This is a genomic window from Sulfitobacter sp. IGS-18, from assembly GCF_059628195.1.
The window spans coordinates 162,491-187,460 of record NZ_CM184556.1; the positions used below are offsets into that span (position 1 = coordinate 162,491).

27 protein-coding genes are annotated in these 24,970 nt (G+C 61.8%); 12 read left to right on the forward strand and 15 right to left on the reverse strand.

The window, feature by feature from the left end; all coding sequences use genetic code 11:
* Positions 1 to 41: 41 nt before the first annotated feature.
* The gene (locus ACWNZ3_RS00730; protein WP_496900861.1) at positions 42 to 734 is read left to right on the forward strand and encodes a fumarylacetoacetate hydrolase family protein; all 693 of its coding nucleotides are present in this window, start codon (positions 42 to 44) and stop codon (positions 732 to 734) included.
* A complete protein-coding gene (gene maiA / locus ACWNZ3_RS00735; protein WP_496900862.1) occupies positions 731 to 1,390 on the forward strand; it encodes a maleylacetoacetate isomerase in 660 nt (219 codons plus the stop codon). Before ACWNZ3_RS00730 ends, maiA begins: the two co-directional genes overlap by 4 nt.
* Positions 1,391 to 1,472: 82 nt before the next feature.
* Here maiA and ACWNZ3_RS00740 read toward each other — a convergent pair whose 3' ends face one another.
* The 8 genes from ACWNZ3_RS00740 to ACWNZ3_RS00775 all read right to left on the reverse strand — a co-directional run bounded on the left by ACWNZ3_RS00740 (position 1,473) and on the right by ACWNZ3_RS00775 (position 8,290).
* Complete coding sequence (locus ACWNZ3_RS00740) at positions 1,473 to 2,279, reverse strand: alpha/beta fold hydrolase (protein WP_496900863.1); 807 nt, start codon at positions 2,277 to 2,279, stop codon at positions 1,473 to 1,475.
* A complete protein-coding gene (locus tag ACWNZ3_RS00745; RefSeq protein ID WP_496900864.1) occupies positions 2,272 to 3,261 on the reverse strand; it encodes a P1 family peptidase in 990 nt (329 codons plus the stop codon). The genes ACWNZ3_RS00740 and ACWNZ3_RS00745 overlap by 8 nt, the downstream gene beginning before the upstream one ends.
* Before the next feature lie 48 nt (positions 3,262 to 3,309).
* Positions 3,310 to 3,660, reverse strand: coding sequence for a cupin domain-containing protein (locus ACWNZ3_RS00750; RefSeq protein ID WP_269363079.1), 351 nt, complete (start codon positions 3,658 to 3,660; stop codon positions 3,310 to 3,312).
* Complete coding sequence (locus tag ACWNZ3_RS00755) at positions 3,657 to 4,403, reverse strand: SDR family oxidoreductase (RefSeq protein ID WP_114274112.1); 747 nt, start codon at positions 4,401 to 4,403, stop codon at positions 3,657 to 3,659. The genes ACWNZ3_RS00750 and ACWNZ3_RS00755 overlap by 4 nt, the downstream gene beginning before the upstream one ends.
* Before the next feature lie 68 nt (positions 4,404 to 4,471).
* A complete protein-coding gene (locus tag ACWNZ3_RS00760; RefSeq protein ID WP_496900865.1) occupies positions 4,472 to 4,939 on the reverse strand; it encodes a GNAT family N-acetyltransferase in 468 nt (155 codons plus the stop codon).
* Positions 4,936 to 6,534, reverse strand: a complete 1,599-nt coding sequence (locus tag ACWNZ3_RS00765) for an ABC transporter ATP-binding protein (RefSeq protein ID WP_496900866.1) — start codon at positions 6,532 to 6,534, stop codon at positions 4,936 to 4,938. Before ACWNZ3_RS00765 ends, ACWNZ3_RS00760 begins: the two co-directional genes overlap by 4 nt.
* Entirely contained in the window at positions 6,531 to 7,346 is an 816-nt protein-coding gene (locus ACWNZ3_RS00770) for an ABC transporter permease (RefSeq protein WP_269363072.1), read from the reverse strand. The genes ACWNZ3_RS00765 and ACWNZ3_RS00770 overlap by 4 nt, the downstream gene beginning before the upstream one ends.
* Positions 7,343 to 8,290, reverse strand: a complete 948-nt coding sequence (locus tag ACWNZ3_RS00775; RefSeq protein ID WP_114274116.1) for an ABC transporter permease — start codon at positions 8,288 to 8,290, stop codon at positions 7,343 to 7,345. The genes ACWNZ3_RS00770 and ACWNZ3_RS00775 overlap by 4 nt, the downstream gene beginning before the upstream one ends.
* A 282-nt stretch (positions 8,291 to 8,572) precedes the next feature.
* Here ACWNZ3_RS00775 and ACWNZ3_RS00780 point away from each other — a divergent pair, with 282 nt between their 5' ends.
* The gene (locus ACWNZ3_RS00780) at positions 8,573 to 9,022 is read left to right on the forward strand and encodes a hypothetical protein (protein ID WP_269363069.1); all 450 of its coding nucleotides are present in this window, start codon (positions 8,573 to 8,575) and stop codon (positions 9,020 to 9,022) included.
* A 103-nt stretch (positions 9,023 to 9,125) separates the two neighbouring features.
* Positions 9,126 to 10,241 (forward strand): acetoin utilization protein AcuC, encoded by a 1,116-nt coding sequence (locus ACWNZ3_RS00785; protein ID WP_496900867.1) that lies wholly within the window; start codon positions 9,126 to 9,128, stop codon positions 10,239 to 10,241.
* A gap of 64 nt (positions 10,242 to 10,305) precedes the next feature.
* On the opposite strand, the gene ACWNZ3_RS00790 is transcribed toward ACWNZ3_RS00785, so the two are convergent.
* Positions 10,306 to 11,487 (reverse strand): acetyl-CoA C-acyltransferase family protein, encoded by a 1,182-nt coding sequence (locus ACWNZ3_RS00790; protein ID WP_496900868.1) that lies wholly within the window; start codon positions 11,485 to 11,487, stop codon positions 10,306 to 10,308.
* 142 nt (positions 11,488 to 11,629) lie between these two features.
* Between ACWNZ3_RS00790 and ACWNZ3_RS00795 the strand changes: the two genes are divergently transcribed.
* The 3 genes from ACWNZ3_RS00795 (at position 11,630) to tdh (ending at position 14,520) form a co-directional block, all read left to right on the forward strand.
* Positions 11,630 to 12,196, forward strand: coding sequence for a helix-turn-helix domain-containing protein (locus tag ACWNZ3_RS00795; RefSeq protein WP_269363065.1), 567 nt, complete (start codon positions 11,630 to 11,632; stop codon positions 12,194 to 12,196).
* A gap of 102 nt (positions 12,197 to 12,298) precedes the next feature.
* A complete protein-coding gene (locus ACWNZ3_RS00800) occupies positions 12,299 to 13,486 on the forward strand; it encodes a glycine C-acetyltransferase (RefSeq protein WP_496900869.1) in 1,188 nt (395 codons plus the stop codon).
* Positions 13,483 to 14,520, forward strand: coding sequence for an L-threonine 3-dehydrogenase (gene tdh / locus ACWNZ3_RS00805; RefSeq protein WP_496900870.1), 1,038 nt, complete (start codon positions 13,483 to 13,485; stop codon positions 14,518 to 14,520). The genes ACWNZ3_RS00800 and tdh overlap by 4 nt, the downstream gene beginning before the upstream one ends.
* A gap of 18 nt (positions 14,521 to 14,538) precedes the next feature.
* Here tdh and ACWNZ3_RS00810 read toward each other — a convergent pair whose 3' ends face one another.
* A complete protein-coding gene (locus ACWNZ3_RS00810) occupies positions 14,539 to 15,273 on the reverse strand; it encodes a metallophosphoesterase family protein (RefSeq protein ID WP_496901928.1) in 735 nt (244 codons plus the stop codon).
* Between the two features lie 303 nt (positions 15,274 to 15,576).
* Positions 15,577 to 16,494, reverse strand: coding sequence for a LysR family transcriptional regulator (locus ACWNZ3_RS00815; RefSeq protein WP_269363059.1), 918 nt, complete (start codon positions 16,492 to 16,494; stop codon positions 15,577 to 15,579).
* A gap of 288 nt (positions 16,495 to 16,782) precedes the next feature.
* On the opposite strand from ACWNZ3_RS00815, the gene ACWNZ3_RS00820 reads away from it, so the two are divergent.
* Positions 16,783 to 17,076 carry a hypothetical protein gene (locus ACWNZ3_RS00820; protein WP_496900871.1) on the forward strand — a complete coding sequence of 98 codons (294 nt, stop codon included), beginning with the start codon at positions 16,783 to 16,785 and terminating at the stop codon, positions 17,074 to 17,076.
* A 42-nt stretch (positions 17,077 to 17,118) separates the two neighbouring features.
* Here ACWNZ3_RS00820 and serA read toward each other — a convergent pair whose 3' ends face one another.
* On the reverse strand, positions 17,119 to 18,714 hold the full coding sequence (serA, locus tag ACWNZ3_RS00825) for a phosphoglycerate dehydrogenase (RefSeq protein ID WP_496900872.1): 1,596 nt from the start codon (positions 18,712 to 18,714) through the stop codon (positions 17,119 to 17,121).
* An 89-nt stretch (positions 18,715 to 18,803) separates the two neighbouring features.
* Positions 18,804 to 19,943, reverse strand: a complete 1,140-nt coding sequence (locus ACWNZ3_RS00830; protein ID WP_274573418.1) for a phosphoserine transaminase — start codon at positions 19,941 to 19,943, stop codon at positions 18,804 to 18,806.
* 156 nt (positions 19,944 to 20,099) lie between these two features.
* On the opposite strand from ACWNZ3_RS00830, the gene serB reads away from it, so the two are divergent.
* Positions 20,100 to 20,975: a phosphoserine phosphatase SerB gene (serB, locus tag ACWNZ3_RS00835; protein ID WP_496900873.1), complete on the forward strand. Its 876-nt coding sequence runs from the start codon at positions 20,100 to 20,102 to the stop codon at positions 20,973 to 20,975.
* Between the two features lie 71 nt (positions 20,976 to 21,046).
* Here the strand turns inward: serB and ACWNZ3_RS00840 are convergent, their stop codons facing one another.
* Positions 21,047 to 22,027, reverse strand: coding sequence for an asparaginase (locus ACWNZ3_RS00840; RefSeq protein ID WP_269366797.1), 981 nt, complete (start codon positions 22,025 to 22,027; stop codon positions 21,047 to 21,049).
* 176 nt (positions 22,028 to 22,203) lie between these two features.
* Between ACWNZ3_RS00840 and ACWNZ3_RS00845 the strand changes: the two genes are divergently transcribed.
* Positions 22,204 to 22,734, forward strand: coding sequence for an invasion associated locus B family protein (locus ACWNZ3_RS00845; protein ID WP_269366798.1), 531 nt, complete (start codon positions 22,204 to 22,206; stop codon positions 22,732 to 22,734).
* Positions 22,735 to 22,753: 19 nt separating this feature from the next.
* Here the strand turns inward: ACWNZ3_RS00845 and ACWNZ3_RS00850 are convergent, their stop codons facing one another.
* Positions 22,754 to 23,089, reverse strand: a complete 336-nt coding sequence (locus ACWNZ3_RS00850) for an EamA family transporter (RefSeq protein WP_269366799.1) — start codon at positions 23,087 to 23,089, stop codon at positions 22,754 to 22,756.
* A gap of 211 nt (positions 23,090 to 23,300) precedes the next feature.
* Between ACWNZ3_RS00850 and rlmN the strand changes: the two genes are divergently transcribed.
* Together rlmN and ACWNZ3_RS00860 are read left to right on the forward strand one after the other, a co-directional pair.
* Complete coding sequence (gene rlmN / locus ACWNZ3_RS00855) at positions 23,301 to 24,479, forward strand: dual-specificity RNA methyltransferase RlmN (protein ID WP_496900874.1); 1,179 nt, start codon at positions 23,301 to 23,303, stop codon at positions 24,477 to 24,479.
* A gap of 257 nt (positions 24,480 to 24,736) precedes the next feature.
* On the forward strand, positions 24,737 to 24,949 hold the full coding sequence (locus tag ACWNZ3_RS00860) for a hypothetical protein (RefSeq protein WP_114274130.1): 213 nt from the start codon (positions 24,737 to 24,739) through the stop codon (positions 24,947 to 24,949).
* The last annotated feature ends 21 nt before the right edge of the window (positions 24,950 to 24,970 follow it).

The window sequence follows — 24,970 nt, forward strand, 5'->3', positions numbered from 1 at the left end:
GACAGCCGGTGTTCGGTGTGTCCAAGCAGAGGAGCCGTCTCATGTATGTAATCGACCCGCCCAAGCAGGCCAGCCTTGCCGTGCAGGGAAGCGAAAACCGGTTTCCGATCCGGCGGATATTCTGCGTCGGCCGGAATTACGAAGCGCATGCCCGCGAGATGGGCAAGGACCCGACGCGCGAGGCGCCGTTCTTTTTCACAAAGCCGGCGGATGCCGCATTGGATACGCCCTGCACGATCCCCTATCCGCTGCTGACCGAGAACCTGCATTACGAAATCGAATTGATCATCGCCATCGGCAAGGGCGGCGTGCGGATCGCCGAAGCTGATGTGATGGAACATGTCTGGGGCGCATCCGTGGGTCTGGACATGACGCGCCGTGATCTGCAGGGCGAGGCCAAGGAGATGGGCCGCCCCTGGGACTGGGGCAAGGCATTCGACAAATCTGCGCCGATTGCCCCGATCAAACCATTGGCGGAGGTCCCCAGTGTCGAACAGGGGCGCATCTGGCTGGCGGTGAACGGAAGAATCCGGCAGGACGCGGACCTTTCCGACCTGATCTGGTCAGTGCGTGAACATGTCTCGATCCTGAGCCATTCCATGGCCCTGGCACCCGGCGACGTGATCATGACCGGCACACCCGCTGGCGTGGGGGCCGTTGTTACCGGTGACGTGATCACCGGCGGTGTCGAAGGCGTCGGCGAGCTGGAAGTCACCATCGGGCCGCGCGCATGAGCGATCTTGTCCTGCATAATTATTTTCGGTCCTCCACCTCCGTCCGGGTCCGGGCCGCGCTGAACCTCAAGGGGCTCAGCTATGACTACGTCCCACTGTCCCTGCTGAAGGGGGAGCAGGCCAGCGCCGAACACCTGGCACTGAACCCTTCGGGATTGGTCCCGACGCTGGTCACGCCGCAGGGTGCGCTGCCGCAATCTCTGGCGATCCTCGAATGGCTGGACGAAGTGCATCCGGAGCCGCCGCTGTTGCCGGCTGACCCATGGGGCAGGGCGCGGGTGCGCAGCCTGTCGCAGATCGTCGCGCTGGACATCCACCCGGTCAACAACCTGCGCATCCTCCAGCATCTGGAGGCTGAATTCGGCGTGGACGCGGCGGGCAAGGCGGCCTGGTTCCGCAAGTGGGCCGGGGCGGGCATGCAGGCGCTTGAGGCGCGGCTGGCCGCCGAGCCTGAGACCGGAGAGTTCTGTCACGGCGATACCGTTGGGCTGGCCGATCTGTGCCTTTACGCCCAGGTCCTGAACAACGCGCGCTTTGAGGTCGATATGAGCAACTGTCCGACCATCCTGAGAATTCACGACAATTGCATGGCGATCCCCGCGCTGGAACAGGCCACGCCGCCGAACCAGCCGGATGCTTCAACGCCCCGCCTTTGACCAAAGGCAGATCACATCGCCAATGTCCCGGGAGCGCGTAGCGCGGCAGGGTATTGGCGGTGCAATATCAAGGCGGGGCGTCCTATCTGATCGGATGTTCTGAAAGGAATTCGAGCAGGCGGGATGCGACATCGCCCGGCGCATCCCAGATGATCGAGTGCCCGGCGTTTTCCACGGTGAATTCGGTCTTCTTCACGATCCCGTCGAAACCCGGTTTCGCCAGGGCGGGCGGCACAAGGATATCCTGCGCGGCATAGAGGATCAGCGCCGGGCAGGTGATGTCTGAAAGGCTTGTCTCTGGCCGGAAGAGCTTGAAGGCGTCAATCTGATGGGCCATCGCGTCCGGGGATTGCGCATAGGGATAGGCCAATGCGGCCTTGAGCGCCGCTTCGGCATTGCCGGGATCGGTGAAGAACGCGGGCCCGAAGATCCAGGGGTAGAGCGCGCGCAGCCATGTCTCCTCGCCCATTGGCATCCGGCGGATGGCCAGCAACGCGTCGAACACCGCCGTTGTGCGCGGGCTGCGCACCCGGCCCGAGGCCATGACGGTTGCGGATGCAACCCGGTCTGCGAACAGACCGGCAATCTCAAGCGTCATCAGCCCGCCCATCGAATGCCCCGCCACGTGAAACCGCGCATGACCCAGATGGTCCATCAGCGCGATCACGTCGCGGACCATCAGGTCCATTGTCGCCGGCGCGTCCTTTGGCGTTGTGCGTCCAGTGCTGCGGTTGTCAGGGCGGATCAGCGTGAAACTGTTGCGCAGCAGGGGCACAAGGGGTGTCCAGGCGGCACTGTCGCTGAGCATGCCTGCGAGCAGGACCAGCGGCGGTCCGTTCCCTTCGACTTCATAATGCAGGGACAGGTCGTTCAACGCGAGGTCAGGCATTCAGATCGCTCCAGCAGGGCAAGAGGTCACCGGGGCGTGGCGACGCGTGAAAGATCGCGCGGGCGATGGCGCGGGACAGGCACAGGGCGGCGGCATGGCCGATCATCATCACATCACCGGGGGTGCCGCCCCCGGTGCTGAGCGCAAAGACCAGATCGCCGTCATGTGGCGTATGCGCCGGGACCGTTGCGCGACCGATGCCGTCATGTGCCGCGACGGCGACGCGGTGACACTGCGCCTTGGTCAGTGCGGCATTGGTGGCGACAATCGCGATGGTGGTGTTTTCCCGTGGCGTTTGCGCGCGCAGCTTCCGGCTGTCCAGTGACATGCCAAGGCCGCTGGCAGGATCCGGCCCCAGACCGCCGAATTCAGCCCCCACCTCGAAAGGTGCAGCGTAGAAATGCCGGTCCCCCGGTGTGGTCACGGCCCCGACCGGATTGGCGGCGACAAGCGCCCCCACCGTGGTGCCATCCGGCAGCACGAGGGAGGCAGAGCCAAGTCCGCCCTTCATCATCGCGCTCAGCGCGCCGGTGCCTGCACCGGCTGTCCCCAGTTCGAATTCAAGCGTCGCCGCGTCGAAGGCCCGCCGCCCCAGCGCGCGATATGGGTTGTCGGACCAGGTCTTGTCCCCGCCATTGAGCAGGTCGAACAGGATCGCCCCCGGCACAAGCGGGATGACGGCACCGCCCACATGAAAACCCCGCCCCGCCGCGCGCAGCCCGTCAACCACGCCGGAACAGGCGTCGAGCCCGAATGCCGAGCCGCCCGAGAGCACCAGCGCATCCACGGCTTCGACGGATTTGTCCGGGGCAAGCAGATCGGTCTCGCGCGTGCCGGGGGCACCGCCCATCACGTGCACCGATGCGGTAAAGGGCGCATCCCCGACAACAACGGTCGTGCCGGATTTCAGCACCTCGTCCTGCGCGTTGCCGACCCAAAGGCCGGGGACATCCGTGATCAGGTTTCTGGGGCCGGTGTTCATGGGGCACGCCTGCTTTGGTTCGGGAACAGCATCTGAAAAGGCATCTGGTCAGATGCGGGGTTTCGCGGCGGCGGTTGCCGGGTCGCCGGTGTTCGGCACACCCTTTGGCTCGATCAGCAGAACCTCGCATTCCTGATCGGCGCGCGGCCGGTGGGTCACGCCTTTCGGCACGACAAAGATTTCCCCCGCCTTCACTGGATGCGCCTCGTCTTCAAGCTCCATCACCATTTCCCCCTTGAGCACCAGAAAGAAATCATCAGTGTCCTCGTGCAGATGAAACGGGAAGGCGCCCTGAAATTTGACAACCATGACGTCATTGTCGTTGTAATCCGCGATCACATGCGGATCCCAGTGGCTGCTGATCCGGGCCAGCTTCCCGGCGAGATTGATGGTCTTCATATGCAGCGGCCGCCGTCGACTTCCATGGCGACACCGGTGATCATGCTGGCTTCGTCCGAGCAGAGGAACAGCGCCGCATTCCCCATGTCCTGCGGGGTCGAGAACCGGCCAAGCGGGATGGTGGACAGAAACTTCGCCCGCATTTCCGGCGTGTCCTCGCCCATGAAACTTTTCAGAAGGGGGGTTTCCCCCGCGACCGGGTTCAGCGCGTTCACCCGGATGCCCTTGGGGGCGAGTTCGACCGCCATTGTCTTGGTCGCGGTGATCATCCAGCCCTTGGAGGCATTGTACCAGTTCAGGTTCGGACGGGGCGAGACACCGGCGGTTGAGGCAATGTTGAGGATCGCACCTGCCGCGCGTTCCTTCATATGCGGCACCAATGCGCGGGCGGTCAGGTAGACCGACTTCATGTTCACATTGAACACGCGGTCAAAATCCTCTTCCGACACTTCATCAAGCGGGGTCGGCAGGTGTGTCACACCCGCATTGTTGATCAGGATGTCCACATGGCCCCATTCCTCGATCGCCGTGCGGCACATGTCGTTGACGGAAAGGCCGTCGCTGACGTCGACGGTATGTGCGATGGCGTGATCGCCCATTTCCTGCGCCAGATCGCTTGCAGCGGAACCGTTCAGATCGGCGATCATGACGCGCGCACCGTCTTGCAGGAAACGACGCACGATGCCGGCCCCGAACCCGGAGGCACCGCCGGTGATGATGGCTGTTTTTCCGGTCAGTCTCATGGCATGGGCTCCTTCCAATTGGGTGAGGACTCTACTGTGCCGCCTGTCGGATGGCTTGCCAAGCCCGCTCAGCGTTCGACGCGAAAAGAGAAACTTCCCGCCTGATTGGCAGTTCGCGGCGGGCGGCGCGCGATTTCGCAGACACCTTCGCAGGCCTCAAGGCAGTGCTGCCAGAAAACCATCGCCCCCGCCGGGTTCCTTGCCACGCCAAGCACCCAATCCCCGCCAAGCGCGAGAAATATCATCTCGGCGGCCTGGGTTCCGATGCCCTGATGCCGGTGGGCGGGCAGGATGGTGAATTCGGTCAATTCGTGGGTCCCGTCGGGGTGGTTCCAGACCAGGGCAAAGCCGATGGGCTCGCCGTCCTGTTCGATCAGATAGGGATGGCGGCCGGGTTCGATCCAGTAGCGGTCCAGCGCATTGGGAAAGAAGGCAGGGCCATTTGGCAGCACCTCCCGGAAATAGCTGCGGGCCATCCCGTCAAGGACGGCGCGGCGCGACTCCGGCACCGGGGCTATGGAAATCCTGGCCGTCATTCTGCCGCGTGAATTTGCGGCAGGACCGGGGCTGCGTCGATCAGGCTGCGGGTATAGGGATGCTGCGGGTTGTCAAAGGTTTCCGCTGTCGGCCCTTCTTCGACGATCTTGCCCGATTGCATGACCAGCACCCGGTCGGTCACGGTGCGTACCACCGACAGATCATGCGAGATGAACAGATAGGTCAGATCATAGGTGCCGCAAAGCTCCGCCAGCAGATCGAGGATCTGCGCGCGCACCGAGACATCCAGCGCGCTGACGGCCTCGTCGAACAGGATCAGCTCGGGCCGGATGATCAGCGCGCGGGCGATGGCGATGCGCTGCCGCTGCCCGCCGGAGAATTCGTGGATGTACTTGCGGGCGTCCGCCGGGGTCAGCCCCACGGCTGTCAGCGCCTCGTCAATCGCCCGTGTCCGGTCCGCGCCGACTGGCGGGTCGGGCAGCAGGTGAAACGGTTCCGTCACCAGACGGTCCACCCGGTGCCGGGGGTTGAAACTGCCAAAAGGGTCCTGGAACACCACCTGCATCTTGCGCCGCACCGCAAGGTTGGGCGCATTGCCGGAGAATACCGGCGCGCCATCCAGTGTGATCGTGCCGGACTGAACCTGCTCAAGCCCCAGCACCGCGCGGGTCAGGGTGGATTTTCCACACCCCGACTCCCCGACAAGGCCAAGCCGCTCGCCCCGGTGGATGGTAAAGGACACGTCATCCACGGCACGGAAATGCCCTGCTGGGCTGAACAGGGTCGTGCGCGGCAGACGGTAGTCGCGGCTGACATTCGTGACCTCAAGCAATGGTGGCTGTGCGGCGACCTCGGGCAGGGAGACCTGGTGGCCGGAGGCGGCGAAGAGCATCCTGGTATAGGGATGATTCATATGCCGCAGCAGATGCCCGGTTTCACCCTCTTCCACCACTTCGCCCTCGCGCATCACGGTAATGCGGTCTGCCATGTCGGCCACCACGGCGAGGTCATGGGTGATCATCATCAGGCCCATCCCGTCGGCGCGGGCCAGATGCTTGAGCAGGTCGAGGATCTGCGCCTGGGTCGTGACGTCCAGCGCGGTGGTGGGTTCGTCGGCGATCAGCAGGCGGGGCCGCAGCGCGATGGCCATGGCGATCACCACACGCTGGCGCTGGCCACCCGACAATTCATGCGGATAGCGGCCAAGCGGGAACCGGTCCTGCGGCAGGCCCACGCGGGTCAGCGTCTCTGCCGCGCGGATCTCAGCGGCGGCGCGCGATATGCTGCGGTCGTGGATGCGGATCGTCTCGGCGACCTGTGCGCCGATGGTCTGCACCGGATTGAGCGCGGTCATCGGCTCCTGAAAGACCATGCCGATGTCGTTGCCCCGGATGCCGCAGAGCGTCTTTTCGTCCTGCTGCGTCAGGTCCGTCTCGCCCAACATGATCCGGCCCTTTGTCTGCGTTCCCTTCGGCAGGAGCTGCATCGCTGCCAATGCCGTCAGCGATTTTCCCGATCCGCTTTCGCCGGTGATGGCGACAATCTCTCCCGCGGCGATGGACAGGGTCACGTCCCGCAGGATGTCGAGACCGTAGATCGACAGTGACAGGTTCTGGATCGACAGCAGGCTCATGCGCGGACGACCCGCAACCGGGGGTCGAGATAGTCGCGCAACCCGTCGCCCATCAGGTTCAGGCCAAGCACTGTCAGGATGATCGCAAAGCCGGGCACCAGCGCCATATGCGGCGCAATGCTGACCAGCGTCTGCGCATCGGCCAACATCCGGCCCCAGGAGGGTGTCGGCGGCTGCGCGCCCAGGCCAACATAGCTGAGCGCCGCTTCGGCAAGGATACCCAGGGAGAACTGGATGGTGCCCTGCACGATCAGCAGGTTGGTGACATTGGGCAGGATATGTTCGACCGATATGCGTGCCGCGGATTTGCCTGCAACCCGCGCGGCAAGGATGAACTCGCGCTGCCACAGCGACAGGGCCGCACCCCGCGTGATCCGGGCAAAAACGGGTATGTTGAAGATACCGATGGCGATGATCGCGTTGATCGCGCCCGCGCCGAAGATCGCGGTGATCAGGATTGCGATGACGATGCTGGGAAAGGCAAAGACCAGGTCGTTGCCGCGCATGATCAGCTCGTCCAGCCAGCTGCCCTGCCGTGCGGCGGCCCATAGCCCCAGGGGAATGCCCAGCCCCATGCCGATGCCCACCGCCACCAGCGCCACCGCGATGGAGGTGCGTGCGCCGACCATGATCATGCTCAGGATGTCGCGCCCGAAATGATCGGTGCCCAGCAGATGCACCGCGTTGGGCGTTTGCAGCTTGTTCGGTATGTTCAGCGCCACATGATCATAGGGTGTCCAGACAAAGCTGATCAGCGCCGCAAGCACGAAGAGCGCCGAGAGCATCCCGCCAAGGATCAGATTTCGCCTCATGACCGCGACCTCAGCCGGGGGTCCACGGCGGCATAGGCAAGATCGACCAGGAAATTGACCACGATGACCGAAAAGACCAGCAGCATCACCACCGATTCCACCACGATCAGGTCGCGGGCCGAAATCGACTGGAACACCAGCCGCCCCAGACCGGGCAGGTAGAACACCTGTTCGATGATGATCGACCCGGCCAGCAGGAAGGAAAACTGTAGCCCGATGATGGTCAGCACCGGAATCAACGCATTGCGCAAGCCGTGCCGCCACAGCGCCTGCCGCTCTGTCAGCCCCTTTGCGCGGGCGGTGCGCATGAAATCCTCGCCCAGCACATCCAGCAGCGAAGACCGCATGACGCGTGCAAGAATGGCCGCCTGTGGCAGGGCAAGGGCTATGGCAGGCAGGGTCAGCGCATGCATCCCGGCCCAGAAACCCTTGTCCCAGCCGACAAAGCCGCCGGCCGCGAACCAGCGCAGGTTGATGGCAAAGATCAGGACCAGCATCATTGCGAACCAGAAGTTCGGGATGGCAACGCCAAGCTGGGTGGCCCCCATGACGCCGATGTCGCCCGCCTGTCCCCGGCGCGACGCGGCAAAAATCCCGGCGGGAAAGGCCACGGCGGTGCTGAGCGCGAGCGCATAAAGTGCAAGCGGCAGGGAGACCCACAACCTGTCTGCCACCATCCCGATCACCGGTGTGCGATAGGTATAGGAGGTGCCGAAATCGCCGGTCAGCATGCCGCCGACCCAGGCCAGGTATCGCGCCACCTTCGAAGTATCCAGGCCAAGTTCGGTACGCAGCGCGGCAAGGGTTTCAGGCTGCGCGTTCATGCCCAGCATGAAGGACGCCGGATCGCCGGGTGCCACTTCGATCACGGCAAAGATCACCAGCGAAGCGACAGCGAGGCTCAGCAGGAGGGAGAGCAATCTTTTGAATGTATATCTGACCATTTTTCCGAAGGTTATGCGCAGTGGTCGGAACCGTCCAGTGGATAAGATCAGGGCGGTGCGCCTGGCGGTCGGATGGTCCGGATGTGGCTTTTGAATGTCTTAAGACATAGGGGCAGAAAGTTATTCGCTTCAAACGAAAAGAAAGATCAGAAAATTTTTATAAATTAAAACAATGTATTGAGCGGCGCATCACGCAGGTGTCGCCGGGCTGCACCGGGCCGTCTCGGAACTGCCCGCCGCCGTGAGTGTTGGTTCTTCAACAGTAAATCAAGGAGTATGATTATGAATTTTGTCGTAAAAACAATCGCCGCCGCAAGCCTGATGGGCAGCGTTGCCGCACCCGCCCTTGCCGATGCGCACATGAGCACTTCCATGACATGTGCCGAATACAAGGCATTGACCCCCGAAGAACAGATGACCGTTGCCTCGATGGCAATTGCCGAAATTGACGGCGAAACCGACGGAATGGTGACCGATGGCAATGCCAAGGCAGACCAGGGCACCATGGGAACCACCTCCGCCGAGGAAGCGACTGACGGTACTTCCGAAACCGGCAGTGTCATCGACGGTGAAGCCCAGGCGGTCGAGCCGACCGGCGGCAATACCGCGGCATCCAACATGACGGCAGTGCCGATGGATGAAGCTGCGATGGAAGCTTTCATGACAATCTGCGACCAGAATCTGGACGCCATGGTGTCAGAAGCTGCAGCCGGTCTTGACGGCACCAGATAAGACCTGTTTCTGAATGACCGGATCAGGGCGCCTTCGGGTGCCCTTTTTCGTTTCTGCCCGACAGAGAGATGGCATTTGTGTGGTGGCAGGTTAGATTTGGCCGATGAGGCAGCCCCTGTTCATCGGTCACGACATTTACCGCCATTCGACCTACGGCCGCTGGCACCCTTTGCGGGTGCCGCGCGTGTCCACGGTCATGGATCTGGCGCGGGCGCTGGGCTGGCTGGAGGAGGGTCAATTCATCAGATCACCCCGCGCCAAGCCCGAAGCGCTGACCCATTGGCATACCCCGCGCTATATCGCGGCGCTTCAGCGGATCGAGAAGGAACAGGCCGCGACCCCGGCAGATTTCGAGAACCATGATATCGGCAGCGTGACGAACCCGGTCTTTCCGGAGATTTTCCGCAGACCGGCGACGGCGGCGGGCGGTTCGATCCTTGCCGGTGAACTGTTGAAGGATGGCGGGACGGTCTACAGCCCGGCGGGTGGCACGCATCACGGGATGCCGGACCGCGCCAATGGTTTCTGCTATCTTAACGATCCGGTTCTGGCGATGCTGTCCCTGCGGCATCACGGGGTCCGGCGGATCGCTTTTGTGGACATAGACGCACATCACCCGGATGGGGTGGAGGTCGGCTTTGCCGGTGATCCGGATTGCCTGATGATGTCGGTCCACGAAGAACGTCTGTGGCCCCGCACCGGCCCGCTGGAAAACGACGGTGGCGGAAATGCCTTCAACCTGCCGGTGCCGCGCGGATTCAACGATACCGAAATGGCCTTTGTCAGAGAGGAATTCCTGATCCCGCGCCTGCTGTCGTTTCGGCCCGAAGCCATCGTGTTTCTATGCGGTGCCGACGGTCTGGAAGAGGACCCGCTGTCGCACATGCAGCTCAGCAACAATGCCCATTGGGACGTTCTGCGCGCCATCCGGGGGCTTGCCCCAAGGCTGCTGGTTCTGGGTGGGGGTGGGTACAATCCGTGGTCGGTGGGCCGGATGTGGGCGGGCATCTGGGGCATACTGAATGATCATGCGCTGCCCGGTCTCTTGCCGGCCCCTGCCGAAGCCGTGCTGCGCGCGTTACGGTTCGACGGGAACCGGCGGGGCAGGAACCCGCCGGAGAACTGGTTCACCACGCTGCAGGACAAGCCGCGCCCGGGCATCCTGCGTGACGAGGTTGCGCAGCGCGTTGACCATCTGAACAAGCGTCCGGTGATCTAGGCTCAGTGGACATTCATTTTCGACTGAAACGGGTGGTGGAAGATGAACGCCGCAGGCCCTGGGGTCAGCCCATCCGTTCAATGGCCAGCGCGATCCCCTGACCGCCGCCGATACACATGGTGATCAGGGCGCGCCTGCCGCCGATCCGCTCAAGCTCATACATTGCCTTGACCGTGATGATCGCGCCTGTCGCCCCGACGGGATGGCCCAATGCAATCGCGCCACCATTCGGGTTCACGATTGCGGGGTCAAAGCCCAGTTTCCGGGAAACCGCCACGGCCTGCGATGCAAAGGCCTCGTTGCTTTCGATGACATCGAAATCGCCGACTGTCAGCCCGGTCCGCGCCAGCAGGTTTTCAACCGCGGGCACGGGGCCGATCCCCATCACCTCGGGCCTTACCCCGGCGTGGGCATAGCCGATGATCCGCGCACGGGGGGTCAGGCCGGATTTCTCAGCTGCTTCAGCGGTGGCCAGAACGACCGCCGCCGCGCCATCGTTGATCCCGCTGGCATTGCCCGCCGTCACACTGCCGTCCTTCTTGAACACCGGGCGCAGGCTGGCCAGCGCCTCTGCCGTGGTGGCCTTGGGATGTTCATCAACCTCGAAATTGACCGTATCGCGCTTTACCCGGATCTCGACAGGGGTGATCTGTTCCGTGAAATATCCTGCCGCGATGGCCGCCGCCGCCCTTTGCTGGCTCTCCAGTGCGAAGGCGTCCATGTCCTCGCGGCTGATCCCGTGTTCCGCCGCCACGTTTTCCGCAGTGACGCCCATGTGACCGCTGCCAAAGGGGCAGTTCAATGTCCCCAGCATCATGTCCAGCGATTTGACATCGCCCATCTTCTGACCCCAGCGGGCGTTCTGAAGGAGGTAGGGCGAGCGCGACATGTTCTCTGCCCCGCCGGCAAGGCCGAATTCCGCGTCACCCAGCATCAGGGATTGTGCAACCGACACGATGGCCTGCACACCGGACCCGCACAGGCGGTTCACGTTCATCGCCGGAACCACGTCGGGCACACCCGCCTGCATGGCGGCGACACGCGACAGGTACATGTCGCGCGGTTCGGTGTTGATGACATTGCCAAAGGCAACATGCCCGATGCGATCAGGGGTCACCCCCGCGCGTTCCATCGCGGCTTTCGCCGCAGCAGTCCCCAGGTCGATGGGGGGTGTACCGGCCAGTGACCCGCCAAAAGTGCCAATGGCGGTCCGTGCGCCACCCAGGATAACGATGTCTTGTGTCATGACGGTTCCTTTGATGTTTGTTCGAATATGCCGCAGCTCTTGCCGGATGTCAGGAAAAGCCTGCCGGGACCTCACGTCAATTCCATGTGTTGCGCGTTGGTCGGTTGTTGACTTTCACCCGGGCGCGGTCAATTCCTCCGTCATGACGGAAAGCTCTGACACAATGTTGACCCAGCTGCCTGCGCGCCTGAAACAGGCGCGGCTGGGGCAGGGCCTGTCGCTTGAGGCGATTGCGAAATTGTCGGGTGTGTCCCGGTCCATGGTCAGCCAGATCGAGCGGGGAGAATCATCGCCCACCATCGCGACGTTGTGGAACCTGACCCGTGCCTTGCAGGTCGATTTCGCCGGTCTGCTGGACGGCGCGCCGCAGGTGTCGCGGATTGAATTGCTTAGGGCACAGGATGTGCCGGCCATCAACAATCTTGGTTCCGGGTGCCGGATTCGCATCCTGTCCCCGCCAGAGGAGGCGGGCAGGCATGAGGTTTACGATCTTTACATAGCCGCCGGTGGTGCACTGGACAGCCAGCCGCATGCGCGGGGTGCGCGCGAGCATCTGACCGTGATCGAAGGCCGCATCAGCCTGCGCAGCGGGGAAAGCGCGCAGGTGCTGAATACATCTGACACCGCCCGCTATCCTGCGGATGTGAACCATTGCATCGCTGCGCATGAAGGTCCGGCACGGGCCTTTCTGGTGGTACATTACGCCTGAAGCGCGCGCGTGTTTCTGCTATAAAAGAAAATTTCCGGAATATTGGATATTTTGGTTTTGTGCCGTGATGCGCCATGTTAGAGCAAGGAAAAGGACATGCGCATGACCCAGGCCTATCTGAACCATATCGAAAACATCCTGACGCAGATTGATGCGGACGGCATGATGAAGAAAGAGCGGATGATCACCTCCGCCCAGGCCGCGACAATCAATGTGGGCGGGCACTCCGTCATCAACCTCTGCGCGAACAACTACCTGGGGCTGGCCGATCACCCCGAGCTGATCGCGGCGGCGCAGGATGCGATGGGCCCCAAGGGGTTCGGCATGGCCTCTGTCCGCTTCATCTGCGGGACGCAGGATATTCACCGTGAGCTTGAACAGAAGCTGGCGGCCTTCCTGGGCAAGGATGATTCCATCCTCTTTGCCGCCTGTTTCGACGCAAATGGCGGCCTGTTCGAACCGCTGTTCGGACCGGAAGACGCCATTGTCTCGGATGCGCTGAACCATGCCTCCATCATCGACGGCATCCGGCTTTGCAAGGCCAGACGGTATCGTTACGCCAACAGCGACATGGACGATCTGGAAGGGCAGTTGAAACTTGCCCGGGAAGACGGCGCACGGTTCATTCTGATCGCGACGGATGGCGTGTTCAGCATGGACGGCTATCTGGCGAAACTGCCAGAGATCACCGCGCTGGCAAAGAAATACGAGGCGCTGGTGATGGTGGACGATTGCCATGCCACCGGGTTCATGGGGCCAAAGGGCGCGGGAACGCCCGCCCATTTCGGGGTGGATGTGGACCTGCTGACCGGCACCCTGGGCAAGGCGCTGGGCGGGGCCATCGGCGGCTATATCGCAGGGCCGCAGCCGGTGATCGACCTGCTGCGCCAACGTGCGCGGCCCTACCTTTTCTCCAATTCCCTGCCGCCTGCCATCGTCATGGCCGGGCTCAAGGCGCTGGACCTGGTCGAGGCGGGCGACGACCGGCGTGAGAAGCTGTTCGCGAATACCGCCTATTGGCGCGCCGGTCTTGAGCGGCTGGGGTTTGACCTGCTGCCGGGTGAACATCCCATCGTTCCGGTCATGCTGGGTGAAGCGCAGCTGGCGCAGGACATGGCCGCGCGCCTGTTCGAGGAGGGCGTCTATGTCTCGGGCTTTTTCTTCCCGGTTGTGCCGCGCGGACAGGCCCGGATCCGCACCCAGATGAATGCGGCGTTGACGCGCGATGAGCTGGACCGCGCGCTGACGGCGTTCGAGGTGGCGGGCAAGGCCAGCGGGGTGCTGTCATGACCAACGAGATGAAGGCGCTGAGCAAGCTGCATGCGCGAGAAGGCCTGTGGATGACCCATGCCCCGGTGCCCGAGATCGGCGCCGACGACGTGCTGATCAGGATCAACAAGACCGGCATCTGCGGCACCGATATTCATATCTGGAACTGGGACGACTGGGCGGCAAAGACCGTGCCCGTGCCGATGATCACCGGTCACGAATTCGCGGGCGAGATTGTCGAGATCGGGCGCAATGTCGAAGGGCTGGAGATCGGGCAGCGCTGTTCGGGCGAGGGGCATCTGATCGGCAAGCAATCGCGGCAATCGCGCGCGGGCAAGTTCCACCTCGACCCGGCGACGCGGGGCATTGGCGTCAACGAACAGGGGGCCTTTGCGCAATACCTCAAACTGCCCGCTTTCAACGTGGTGCCCTTGCCCGATACGATCAGCGATGACATCGGCGCGATCCTGGACCCTCTGGGCAATGCCGTACACACTGCGCTGAGCTTTGACCTTGTGGGCGAGGATGTGCTGATCACCGGTGCCGGGCCGATCGGCATCATGGCGGCGGCGGTGGCGCGGCACGTGGGTGCGCGGCACGTCGCAATCACCGACATCAACCCGGCGCGGCTGGAACTGGCGGCCAGGGTCGCGGATGTGGTGCCGGTCAACGTGGCCCAGGAAGACCTGCGCGACGTCATTGCCCGCCTGAAGATGAAACAGGGTTTCGACGTCGGCATGGAGATGTCGGGGTCACAGGCTGCGCTGGACCAGATGGTCGAGGCCATGACCATGGGCGGGCGGATCGCCATGCTGGGCATACCGCCGGGAAAATCGCCGGTGGACTGGAGCCGCATCGTGTTCAAGGCGATCACGATCAAGGGCGTCTATGGCCGCGAGATATTCGAGACCTGGTACAAGATGATCGCGATGCTGGAAAACGGGCTGGATGTCTCGGCCATCATCACCCACCGGTTTGGCGTTGATGATTTCGAAGCCGGGTTCGCCGCGATGAAGTCCGGCCAGTCAGGAAAGGTTGTGCTGGACTGGACCTGAGGCAGGTCACGCCGGCGTTTAGCTTTCCGGCGTGAGTGGGTTGCGGCCCTTGTCGGTGAGTGTCCAGCAATTGCTGCCCTCAAAGACCGCCGCCGTCAGCGGTTGCCCGTATCCCGCCCCGCTGTCGAGATTGATCCGGTTGCCGTAATGCGTTGCCTGATCGACCGGCGTATGACCGTGTACGATGATCTTTGGGTGCGGTTCCGCATATTCGTGAAACTCATTGCGAATCCACAACAGGTCTTCCTCGTCCTGCCGGGACAGCGGGATGCCGGGGCGAATGCCCGCATGACAGAAGAACAGCGCATCGGTCTCGTGGCACAGGTCCAGCCCTTTCAGGAACTCCAGATGCGCCTGTGGAACCGCCTTGCGCGCCGCTTCGTGGACGGCCAGCATCCGGTTCCGTGATCCAAAGTCGACCCCGTAGGATTCCAGTGTGGTGTCACCGCCCAGCCGCCTGTGCAGCCAGTATAGCTCGACCGGCAGATAGGCCTCGTGCTGGGGGTAGTCGCGCATGAACCATTCGAACATGCGGTCATGATTCCCCTTGATGAAAGTCCAGGGTCGGTTGCTGCGTTGCCCCTCGATCAGCAGGTCGAGCACACCGCGGCTGTCTGGGCCACGGTCGGTGTAGTCGCCGAGAAAAACGATCCGGGCGTCGCAGCCACCATCGGCTTCGATCAGGGATAGCACACGCTGCAATTCCTGCAGCTGGCCGTGAATGTCGCCGATGGCGTAAATGGGATCAGTCATGCGCAGCAGGTAGCGCAGGCCGACCCGCAAGAAAAGCCCCTAGGCTCTGGACCCATTAATTCTACATGCTCAGCGGCAATTTCACAAAATTTCAATGGTTTGGGGCGTGCAGCCAATAGTGGTTCTATTTGCAAACGGCCCAAGACGTTGAAATGAAGCGAAATCGCCGCCCTTCGGGTTTGACGGATTTTCCCGAAGCCTGCGTCACATCTGCTTGAAATAGAACCACTATTCTTGCGCAGATGTTCCTGGTCTGCGAAAAAATCTGTCAAACTGAGCATATAGAGTTAATGGGTCCAGAGCCTAGCCGTCAGCCTGACGATATGCGTCAAGCGGTGCCAGGATATCTGCGATGACACCACGGATCCAGATATGTGCAGCTGCATTGGTGCGGCGCCGGTGCCAGATCATGCCAATCACCGGCTCCGGCATGACGACAGGGGGCGGCAGAACCTGCAGGTTCAGTTTTGTGCTGATCTTTCTTGCCAGTTGATCGGGGACAACCGCAACATAATCGGTTTCAGCCACGGCGCTGCACACGCCGTACATGACCGGAAGTGTCATGACGACACGTCGGTTTCGGCCAACCTTGGCCAATGCGGCGTCAGCCATCGCCGCAAGGTTCCCTTCCGGCGAAAACAGGACATGGCTGAGATCGCAAAAGGTGTCGATGTCGATTTCACCGGGCGTCGGCAAGGCTGCCAGCCGCGGATGCCCGCGCCGCGCGATCATGGAAAAACGTGCACGGAACATCGGCTGCCATTCCATCCAGGACGGGCCTTCCATCTGGGGCACCATGGCCAGGTCGACATCCTGCCGTTCCAATGCGCCGGCGAAGTTGTCCGGCACCAGATCGACCAGCTGAATGCGAACGCCGGGTGCCTCCTGCGCGATTTTCTCCGCCAGCTGCGGCATCAGCATCTCGGCAAAGAAATCGCTGCCCGACAGGCGAAACCGGTCGTCCGCGATGCTGGGATCGAAACGCGGCGGGCCGGAAAGTATGGATTCGGTTTGATCCAGCAATGTCCGCAGTGGTTCGGCAAGTGACAGGGCATAGTCGGTTGGTTCAAGCCGGGGACCGATCCGTATCAGCAGAGGGTCGTTCAGCGCGGCACGCAACCGCGCCAGCGCAGCGGATACCGCCGGTTGCGAAAGCCCGATCCGCTGGCCCGCGTGGGTCGCTGACCGGGTTTCCAGCAACGCGTCAAGAACGCGGAGCAAATTCAGATCAAAGCTGCCAAAATTCATATCATCTATAATGATAATACATTTAATTAATTTTTTATATGGCGAAATTTATGGCATAGTATCAGCACGATTTTTGCAAAAAAGTCATTCTTTATGGGGGCTGCTCCTCGCTTCTGCGTGGCAGCCCTCTTTTGCGGACGGTGCTGTGTTCGTGTGGATTGGAAACTGGATGAATTGGAAGGGCAAATGAAAGGTCTGGCGTTTTATTTTTTGTTGGTGGGTGTGCTTTCGGTGCTGGTCGGGATGGTTTGGGGCATTCAGATGTCAGCCACGCACGATCATGGCCTCTCCCCCGCGCATGGGCATCTCAACCTGATCGGCTGGGTCAGCATGACGCTGTTTGCCCTTTATTATCACGTGGTGCCCGGTGCCGCGCAAAGCCGCCTGGCGATGATCCACTTTGCCGTCTCCGTGGTCGGGCTGATCGTACTGGTGCCGGGCATTGCCATCGTCCTGTCGGGTGGTACGGAATCGCTGGCCAAGATCGGTTCAATGATCACGGTTGTGGCCATGCTCCTGTTTCTTGCAGTGGTGCTGCGCAACCGCGCGGCCTGAACGAAAAAGGGCGCTCCTGCCGGAGCGCCCCTGAACCGCTTGTCAGGCCACGTCGAACTGCAGGGGCTTGATCTGTTTGAACATGCCCGTCGCGCGCAGTTTCTGAATGACCGGCTCGGGCACGACTTCATCCACATAGAGCAGCGCAATGGCTTCGCCCTTTGCGGCAGAACGTCCCAATGTGAAGTTGGCGATGTTCACATTGTTTTCGCCCATGGTCTGGCCCAGCGTCCCGATGATGCCAGGCACGTCCTCGTTCGTGGTATAAAGCATATGCTCGCCGATCTCGGCGTCGATGTTGATGCCCTTGATCTGGATAAAGCGCGGCTTGCCGTCGGAAAAGACAGTGCCCGCGATGGATCGCTCGCGTTTTTCAGTGACCACGGTGACCTTGATATACCCGTCAAAGACCCCCGATTTGTCCTGATTGGTAGTGCTGATCTGGATGCCCTTTTCGCGTGCGACGACCGGGGCGGAAACCATGTTCACGTCCGGGTTGGCGCGTTTCATGATGCCGGCAACCACACCGCAGTTCAGCGCGTCGAGGTTCATTTTGCCGACCGAGCCGTCGTAAAGAATGTTGATCGCCTTGATCGGTTCATCTGTCATCTGACCGATGAAGGCCCCCAGATGTCCGGCCAGCTTGACCCATGGGCCCATGACCTTGGCTTCCTCGGCGGTGACCGATGGCATGTTCAGCGCGTTGCTGACGGCACCTGTGAGCAGGTAATCCGCCATCTGCTCGGCCACCTGCAGCGCGACGTTTTCCTGTGCCTCTGTCGTGGCGGCACCGAGGTGCGGGGTGCAGACCACGTTGGGCAGGTTGAACAGCGGGTTCTCGGTGGCCGGTTCGACCTTGAAGACGTCAAATGCCGCACCCGCCACATGGCCGGATTTCAGCATTTCGGCCAGCGCCTCTTCGTCCACCAGACCGCCACGGGCGCAGTTGATGATGCGCACGCCTTTCTTGGTTTTCTCTAGGTTCTCGCGGCTGAGGATATTGGCGGTCTGATCGGTGTAAGGGACGTGCAGGGTGATGAAATCGGCACGTTTCAGCAGTTCGTCGAGTTCGACCTTTTCAACGCCCATCTTCTTGGCCTTCTCGTCGCCGAGGAAGGGATCGTAGGCGACGACTTTCATCTTGAGGCCGCGCGCACGGTCGCAGACGATGCCGCCGATATTGCCCGCGCCGATCACGCCCAGCGTCTTGCCGGTCAGTTCGACACCCATGAACTTCGACTTCTCCCATTTGCCGGCATGGGTGGAGGCCGAGGCTTCTGGGATCTGGCGGGCCACGGCGAACATCATCGCAATGGCGTGTTCGGCGGTGGTGATCATGTTGCCGAAGGGCGTGTTCATGACGATCACGCCTTTCTTGGAGGCTTCTTCCTTGTCGATGTTGTCGGTGCCAATCCCAGCGCGGCCGATGACCTTGAGGTTCGGCGCATTGGCGAGGATCTTTTCGGTGACCTTGGTCGCGGAGCGGATGGCAAGGCCGTCATAATTGCCGATGATCTCGGCCAGTTTGTCCTTGTCCTTGCCCAGGTCGGGCTGAAAATCCACGTCGATGCCGCGGTCCTTGAAGATTTGAACGGCGGCGTCGCTGAGCTTGTCGGAGATGAGTACTTTGGGGGCCATTGCTGTGGTCCTTTGAGGGATGGGGGAAGGTGCGCAGTGAATGCGCACCCTACGGGTCATGCGTTGGGGGTGCCTTTATGGCGCACCGATCATGCGTTGATTTCGGCCTCGAAGGCCCAGGTGAGCCAGGGCAGCATCGCCTCGATGTCGGCGGTTTCGACGGTACCGCCACACCAGATGCGCAGACCGGCGGGGGCATCGCGGTAGGCGCCGATGTCCAGCGCCACGCCCTCGTCTGCCAGCCTCTTGGCGACAGCCTTGGCAAAGGCGGCACCGTCGGTGATGCGGTCATCGGTGAACTTCAGGCAGACCGATGTGTTGGAACGCGTGGCCGGGTCTTCGGCCAGGTTCGCGATCCAGTCGTTCGCCTCGCAGAAATCAAAGATCGCCTGCGCGTTGGCGTCGGCCCGCGCGATCAGGCCCTTCAGCCCGCCCACGGATTTGGCCCAGTCCAGCGCCAGCAGGTAATCCTCGACGCAGAGCATGGAGGGCGTGTTGATCGTCTCGCCCTTGAAGATGCCTTCGTTCAGCTTGCCGCCTTTTGTCAGGCGGAAAATCTTTGGCAGGGGCCAGGCGGGTGTGTAGCTTTCCAGCCGTTCCACCGCGCGGGGGCTGAGGATCAGCATGCCGTGGGCCGCTTCACCGCCCAGCACCTTCTGCCAGGAGAAGGTGGTCACATCCAGCTTGTCCCAGGGCAGGTCCTGCGCAAAGGCGGCCGAGGTCGCGTCGCAGAGGGTCAGGCCCGCACGATCCGCCGGGATCGCATCGCCGTTCGGCATCCGCACACCGGAGGTGGTGCCGTTCCAGGTAAAGCAGACATCGTTGTCGTAGTTGAGCGCCGCCATGTCGACGATCTGGCCATAGTCGGCCTCGTGTACCGTCGCTTCGATCTTGAGCTGTTTGACCACATCGGTGACCCAGCCCGCGCCGAAGGATTCCCAGGCGACCATTTCGGCAGGGCGTTCGCCCAGCAGGGACCACATGGCCATCTCGAAAGCCCCGGTGTCAGAGGCAGGTACGATGCCGATGCGGTAATCCGCCGGCACACCGAGGACCTCGCGGGTCGTCTCGATTGCCGCAAGCAGTTTGGCCTTGCCAGGAGCGGCACGGTGGCTGCGCCCCAGGGGAGCGGATGCCAGCTTGGTCAGATCGAATGTGGGGATTTTGGCACAGGGGCCGGAAGAAAAACGCGGATTAGCCGGCCGCGTTGCCGGTGCAGTAATAGCCATTGATGCTACCCTCTCAGATAAGCGCCCTTCGTTGGGGAAGGGTGTCCCAAGGCTGCGTTTAAGCGGTTGGTCAGGCTGGCGCAATCTGAAAAACGTGTCTAGAACGCCGCCTTGTCGCACATTTGCGACCTGAATGACGCGGATCGGAAACTTCGGATGTACACAGTTGTCTTGCTGACCTCACCCCAAGCGCGGACTCTTGAGCCCTCATTGGTCGAAAACCTGCGCAATGCCTGGGGCGGCGGCGAAGCAGTCTGGCTGGCGCCGGACGAGGCGGCGGAATTCGGGATCGCGCAGCAGCCCGACAATTTCGAGGCCGTCTGGGAGGAGTGTCAGAAAATGGGCGTCGATCTGGTTGTCTTGCCGACCGCGAATCGCCGCAAACGGATGCTGCTGGCCGATATGGACAGCACGATGATTCAGCAGGAATGTATCGACGAACTGGCCAATGAGGCCGGTGTGGGGGCAAGGGTCAAGGACATCACGGCGCGTGCGATGAATGGCGAGTTGGATTTTGACGGCGCATTGCGCGAGCGGGTCGGTCTGTTGAAAGGATTGCCGGAATCGGTGATCGGCAAGGTGCTGGCGGAACGGATTACCCTGATGCCGGGCGGTCCGGTGCTGCTGGCGACGATGAAGGCCCAGGGCGGCCATGCGGCTCTGGTCTCCGGCGGCTTTACGGCCTTTACGGCAAAGGTCGCCGCTCTGCTGGGATTTGACGAGCATCGGGCCAACACCCTGCTGGTCGACAAGGGTGTGTTGAGCGGTGAGGTGGGGATGCCGATCCTGGGTAAACAGGCAAAGGTCGATGCGCTGGAGCAGATCACGGCGCGGCTGGGCATTGCCGAGGCGGATGTGATCGCTGTCGGGGACGGGGCGAACGATCTGGGCATGTTGAAGCGTGCGGGCCTTGGTGTGGCGCTGCACGCAAAGCCTGCCGTAGCCGCGCAATGTAATGTGCGGGTGAATTTCGGTGATTTGACCGCCTTGCTTTATGTGCAGGGCTATGCGCAATCGGATTTCGCCGCCTGACGGCGGCGATCCGGTGGGGGCGCTGCCCCCGTCCTTCGGACTCCCCCGGGAATATTTTTTGCCAAAAAGAATCAGAGGAGTTCGGCAGCAGGTTTCAGCACACCTGTCACGATCTCTCGTCTGTTGGTGATCGGGGCGTTCATGCGTTTCAGCGTGGCGGGGTGGTTCGGATCAAGGGCGCCGAGTTTGACCAGAATCGCGGCGATGGCGCATTCCGCGGCACGCGTGGTGCCGCAGGCCGCCTTGAGGGCGATGCCCAGCTTCTGCTCGGGCAGGATGGCGATGAAGAAGCCTTCGGCGCCGGTTTTCAGGGCGACCTTGCCGTCCATCGCGCGCATCAGCTCGGTGCAGGCCCGACCCTCGCCCGCGACAAGCTCCGGGTGCAGGCGCATCGCCTGATGCAGGCGGGTTTCGGCGGCGCCATCGGGCGCGGCGGCGAAACGGGCCATGGCGCGTGCCATGCCGTGCAGCGTGCAGGCGTGGTTCGGGGCCGAGCAGCCATCAATGCCGTAGCCGGGTGAAGTCTCTTCTGTGACGTCTTCGAAGGCGTCCAGGCAGGCCTTTTGTACCGGATGTGCCGGATCGACATATTCCGAATTGCCGCCAAGATGCCTGTTCAGTGTCAGGAAACCCGCGTGTTTGCCCGAGCAGTTGTTGTGAACCTGGCAGGGGGCTTCATCTGCCCGGATCAGGTGGTTGCGGGCATCACGGTCATCGGGTTCCTGCGGACCGCATCGCAATGCGGCATCGTCCAGGCCAAGGGTATCGAGCCATGAGTTGACCCTGTCGGTATGGATCGCGGCGCCGTTGTGCGAGGCGCAGGCCAGCGCAAGCTGTTCGGTGGAAAGCCTCATCCTGTCGGCGGCACCGGAGGTGACCAGCGGCAGGGCCTGGATCATCTTGGACGACGAACGGGGGAGGATCACGGCACTCGGATCACCCCATGATTGCGCGATCTGGCCGGTGTCGTCGCAGACCACCGCATGGCCTGAATGGACGCTTTCCAGAATGGGACCACGCCAGATTTCGGCAAAGGGGCTTGGCTGGGTCATGAATTCCTCCGATTCGTGCGCGAAATCCTGCCAATCAGGGTTTCGTCTGTCGCCTGTTTCGCGTTATTATGCTTGTTGTCGAAAAGATAACAGGCACTTGCAGGAGAGCGGCCAAACAACGCCGCCATCAAGGCTTGCGATTGAGTTGAGGTCAAGGACAGCTGGAGGCTGGACAGATGCGAATTATTAAGAATTTAGGGGTTGTGGCAGGGTTGGCCGCTTTTGCGGCGTCAGGCGCTGCCGCACAGGATCAGAGCACGAACCGCGTCGCTGCCAAGACGGACTGGAGTGTCTTCGTCGAGGACAACCCGACCGAATGCTGGGGTGTGTCCACACCAAAGGAAACCGTGAATTCGCGCGATGGCCGGGTTGTCGCGGTGAACCGCGGTCAGACCTTGTTGATGGTGTTCTACCGGCCCTCTGCCGGCGCCAAGGGGCAGGTTGCCTTTACCGGTGGCTACCCCTTCAAGTCGGGATCGACCGTAAACATGGATATTTCCGGCAATACGTTTGAGCTGTTCACCGAGGGTGAATGGGCGTGGCCGGCAACCACCGAAGATGATGCCAAGATCATCACAGCGATGAAACGCGGTGCCGATGCGGTACTCAGCGGTCAGTCAGGTCGGGGGACGAACACCAAGGACACGTTCTCCTTGCTGGGATTCACGGCAGCGGTGGAAGACGCGGCCAAGCGCTGCGGTGGCTGAACATTGGTGGGTGGTGCGTTCAGACGATGCGCACCATTAATACCATCGCCGCCAGAGCGCAGCCGATTCCGGCGAATTCCCTGAATTCCAGGGTTTCGCCGAACCGCAGCACGCCCAGGGCGCAGAGCGCGATCAGCGTGATCATGGAAAACCCGACTCCGGCTTGCGAAAGTGTGATGTGCTGCAGGGCAAAGTACCAAAGCAGGGCCGAGCCCGCGTAAAGCGCGCAGCCGATGATGACCAGTGGCGATCCGGCTGACTGGCCCTCGACAACGGCGGTTTTGATCAGGTAGTCGCCGAAGATGACAATCAGGGCCGTACCGGATGTCAGGGCGAGGCCGTAGAATATCGACATACATCTATCCTTCAGAGAAAATGGTTCATGCCCCTGCAGGGTGGCTTGAAATGAAGCCAGGGGTGCGAAAGTCTGAATGGATTGAAGTTGGGCCGGATGCAAAGACCGCGCAAGTGGGGATAACCATACCCCGGAGCGTGCGGTTCAAGACCCTTTTGCAATTCGCGGCACATTCTATATAGAGACGCATCCACCCAAGGAGAGTCGCCCCATGACCGCCACCGCGCCAATCACCCAGGAAGTCCATACCATTCCGCGCAAGATGCCGGAGGGTCCTGTGAACCTTGTCGGGATGACCCGCGACAAGATGCGGGAGGTTCTGATCGCCAACGGCACGCCGGAAAAGCAGGCTAAGATGCGGGTCGGCCAGATCTGGCAGTGGATCTACCAGTGGGGCGTGCGTGATTTCGATGCGATGACCAATCTGGCCAAGGCCTATCGGGCCGAGCTGGCTGAGAAATTCGTGATCGAGGTGCCGGAGGTCGTGACCAGGCAGGTCAGCAGCGACGGCACGCGCAAGTATCTTGTCCGCATTGCCGGCGGTCATGAGGTCGAGGTGGTTTATATCCCGGAAGAGGGGCGCGGCACGCTTTGCGTATCGTCACAGGTAGGGTGCACGCTGACCTGTTCGTTCTGCCACACGGGCACGCAAAAGCTGGTGCGCAACCTGACGGCGGCAGAGATCATCGGCCAGGTCATGGTGGCGCGGGACGATCTGGGCGAATGGCCGGTCCCGGGCGCGGTCAAGGATGAGACGCGGCTTTTGTCGAACATCGTGCTGATGGGCATGGGTGAACCGCTGTATAATTTCGAGAACGTGCGCGACGCGATGAAAATCGCGATGGACGCCGAAGGCATCCAGCTGTCGCGCCGTCGGATCACGCTGTCCACATCGGGCGTGGTGCCGGAGATCTGGCGCACCGCGCAGGAGATTGGCTGCCAGCTTGCGGTATCCTTCCATGCCACCACGGATGAGGTGCGTGACAAACTGGTGCCGATCAACAAGCGCTGGAACATCGAGGAATTGCTGGACGCCCTGCGCAGCTATCCCAAGGTCAGCAATTCAGAGCGGATCACCTTCGAATATGTCATGCTGCACGGCGTCAATGACAGTGACGAAGACGCGCGGCGGCTGGTCAAGCTGATTGACGGCATTCCGGCCAAGATCAACCTGATCCCATTCAACGAATGGCCCGGTGCGCCATACAAGCGGTCCAGCAACAACCGCATCCGCGCCTTTGCCGATATCATCTACAAGGCCGGCTATGCCTCTCCGATCCGGACCCCGCGGGGCGAGGATATCATGGCGGCCTGCGGGCAGCTGAAATCGGCCACGGAACGCGCGCGCAAGTCGCGCAAGCAGATCCAGGCGGACGCGGGGATCAGTTGATCTGCCATCCGGCAAAGAGATGCTGATGCTGCTCCCGAGGCAATGGAATCAGGCGGTTTGAGATCAATTTTGGTCCGGGGGTCAGGCGGCCTCCGGGGTTTATCTATCTGAATTAAAGCAATAAACTACAGATTTATGACATCACGGGTCGTTCGGTGCGTCCTGAAATGACCTTTGTTCCGACGCATTCCCGAGCAAATGTTGCCATGGGCGGCGTCAAGATTGTTTCCTGTAGAAACCCAATCAGGAGACAGAAAATGTCTGTCATGATCAACAAGGACCCTTTTATCACCGCTCAGGTCATGGACCTCGTGCTGCGGGAACGCGCCGTGGCGCTTTCCAGTCGCGAATGGAAACACCGGCTGGCCGGATATGGCTATGCGATCAAGTCGACGGATCACGGTGAAATCGTGGAAACGCTGCCACATCATGTGGAAGTTGGTGTGCTGCCCGACCAGGCGCGCGCCTGACCGGACCGATTGCGCCGGCGG

What these genes read in the sequence shown, in the direction of transcription:
- ACWNZ3_RS00730 (WP_496900861.1), top strand. Translation starts at nt 42, where the DNA reads ATGTATGTAATCGACCCGCCCAAGCAGGCCAGCCTTGCCGTGCAGGGA.
- maiA (WP_496900862.1), top strand. Translation starts at nt 731, where the DNA reads ATGAGCGATCTTGTCCTGCATAATTATTTTCGGTCCTCCACCTCCGTC.
- ACWNZ3_RS00740 (WP_496900863.1), bottom strand. Translation starts at nt 2,279, where the DNA reads ATGCCTGACCTCGCGTTGAACGACCTGTCCCTGCATTATGAAGTCGAA.
- ACWNZ3_RS00745 (WP_496900864.1), bottom strand. Translation starts at nt 3,261, where the DNA reads ATGAACACCGGCCCCAGAAACCTGATCACGGATGTCCCCGGCCTTTGG.
- ACWNZ3_RS00750 (WP_269363079.1), bottom strand. Translation starts at nt 3,660, where the DNA reads ATGAAGACCATCAATCTCGCCGGGAAGCTGGCCCGGATCAGCAGCCAC.
- ACWNZ3_RS00755 (WP_114274112.1), bottom strand. Translation starts at nt 4,403, where the DNA reads ATGAGACTGACCGGAAAAACAGCCATCATCACCGGCGGTGCCTCCGGG.
- ACWNZ3_RS00760 (WP_496900865.1), bottom strand. Translation starts at nt 4,939, where the DNA reads ATGACGGCCAGGATTTCCATAGCCCCGGTGCCGGAGTCGCGCCGCGCC.
- ACWNZ3_RS00765 (WP_496900866.1), bottom strand. Translation starts at nt 6,534, where the DNA reads ATGAGCCTGCTGTCGATCCAGAACCTGTCACTGTCGATCTACGGTCTC.
- ACWNZ3_RS00770 (WP_269363072.1), bottom strand. Translation starts at nt 7,346, where the DNA reads ATGAGGCGAAATCTGATCCTTGGCGGGATGCTCTCGGCGCTCTTCGTG.
- ACWNZ3_RS00775 (WP_114274116.1), bottom strand. Translation starts at nt 8,290, where the DNA reads ATGGTCAGATATACATTCAAAAGATTGCTCTCCCTCCTGCTGAGCCTC.
- ACWNZ3_RS00780 (WP_269363069.1), top strand. Translation starts at nt 8,573, where the DNA reads ATGAATTTTGTCGTAAAAACAATCGCCGCCGCAAGCCTGATGGGCAGC.
- ACWNZ3_RS00785 (WP_496900867.1), top strand. Translation starts at nt 9,126, where the DNA reads ATGAGGCAGCCCCTGTTCATCGGTCACGACATTTACCGCCATTCGACC.
- ACWNZ3_RS00790 (WP_496900868.1), bottom strand. Translation starts at nt 11,487, where the DNA reads ATGACACAAGACATCGTTATCCTGGGTGGCGCACGGACCGCCATTGGC.
- ACWNZ3_RS00795 (WP_269363065.1), top strand. Translation starts at nt 11,630, where the DNA reads ATGACGGAAAGCTCTGACACAATGTTGACCCAGCTGCCTGCGCGCCTG.
- ACWNZ3_RS00800 (WP_496900869.1), top strand. Translation starts at nt 12,299, where the DNA reads ATGACCCAGGCCTATCTGAACCATATCGAAAACATCCTGACGCAGATT.
- tdh (WP_496900870.1), top strand. Translation starts at nt 13,483, where the DNA reads ATGACCAACGAGATGAAGGCGCTGAGCAAGCTGCATGCGCGAGAAGGC.
- ACWNZ3_RS00810 (WP_496901928.1), bottom strand. Translation starts at nt 15,273, where the DNA reads ATGACTGATCCCATTTACGCCATCGGCGACATTCACGGCCAGCTGCAG.
- ACWNZ3_RS00820 (WP_496900871.1), top strand. Translation starts at nt 16,783, where the DNA reads ATGTCAGCCACGCACGATCATGGCCTCTCCCCCGCGCATGGGCATCTC.
- serA (WP_496900872.1), bottom strand. Translation starts at nt 18,714, where the DNA reads ATGGCCCCCAAAGTACTCATCTCCGACAAGCTCAGCGACGCCGCCGTT.
- ACWNZ3_RS00830 (WP_274573418.1), bottom strand. Translation starts at nt 19,943, where the DNA reads ATGGCTATTACTGCACCGGCAACGCGGCCGGCTAATCCGCGTTTTTCT.
- serB (WP_496900873.1), top strand. Translation starts at nt 20,100, where the DNA reads ATGTACACAGTTGTCTTGCTGACCTCACCCCAAGCGCGGACTCTTGAG.
- ACWNZ3_RS00840 (WP_269366797.1), bottom strand. Translation starts at nt 22,027, where the DNA reads ATGACCCAGCCAAGCCCCTTTGCCGAAATCTGGCGTGGTCCCATTCTG.
- ACWNZ3_RS00845 (WP_269366798.1), top strand. Translation starts at nt 22,204, where the DNA reads ATGCGAATTATTAAGAATTTAGGGGTTGTGGCAGGGTTGGCCGCTTTT.
- ACWNZ3_RS00850 (WP_269366799.1), bottom strand. Translation starts at nt 23,089, where the DNA reads ATGTCGATATTCTACGGCCTCGCCCTGACATCCGGTACGGCCCTGATT.
- rlmN (WP_496900874.1), top strand. Translation starts at nt 23,301, where the DNA reads ATGACCGCCACCGCGCCAATCACCCAGGAAGTCCATACCATTCCGCGC.
- ACWNZ3_RS00860 (WP_114274130.1), top strand. Translation starts at nt 24,737, where the DNA reads ATGTCTGTCATGATCAACAAGGACCCTTTTATCACCGCTCAGGTCATG.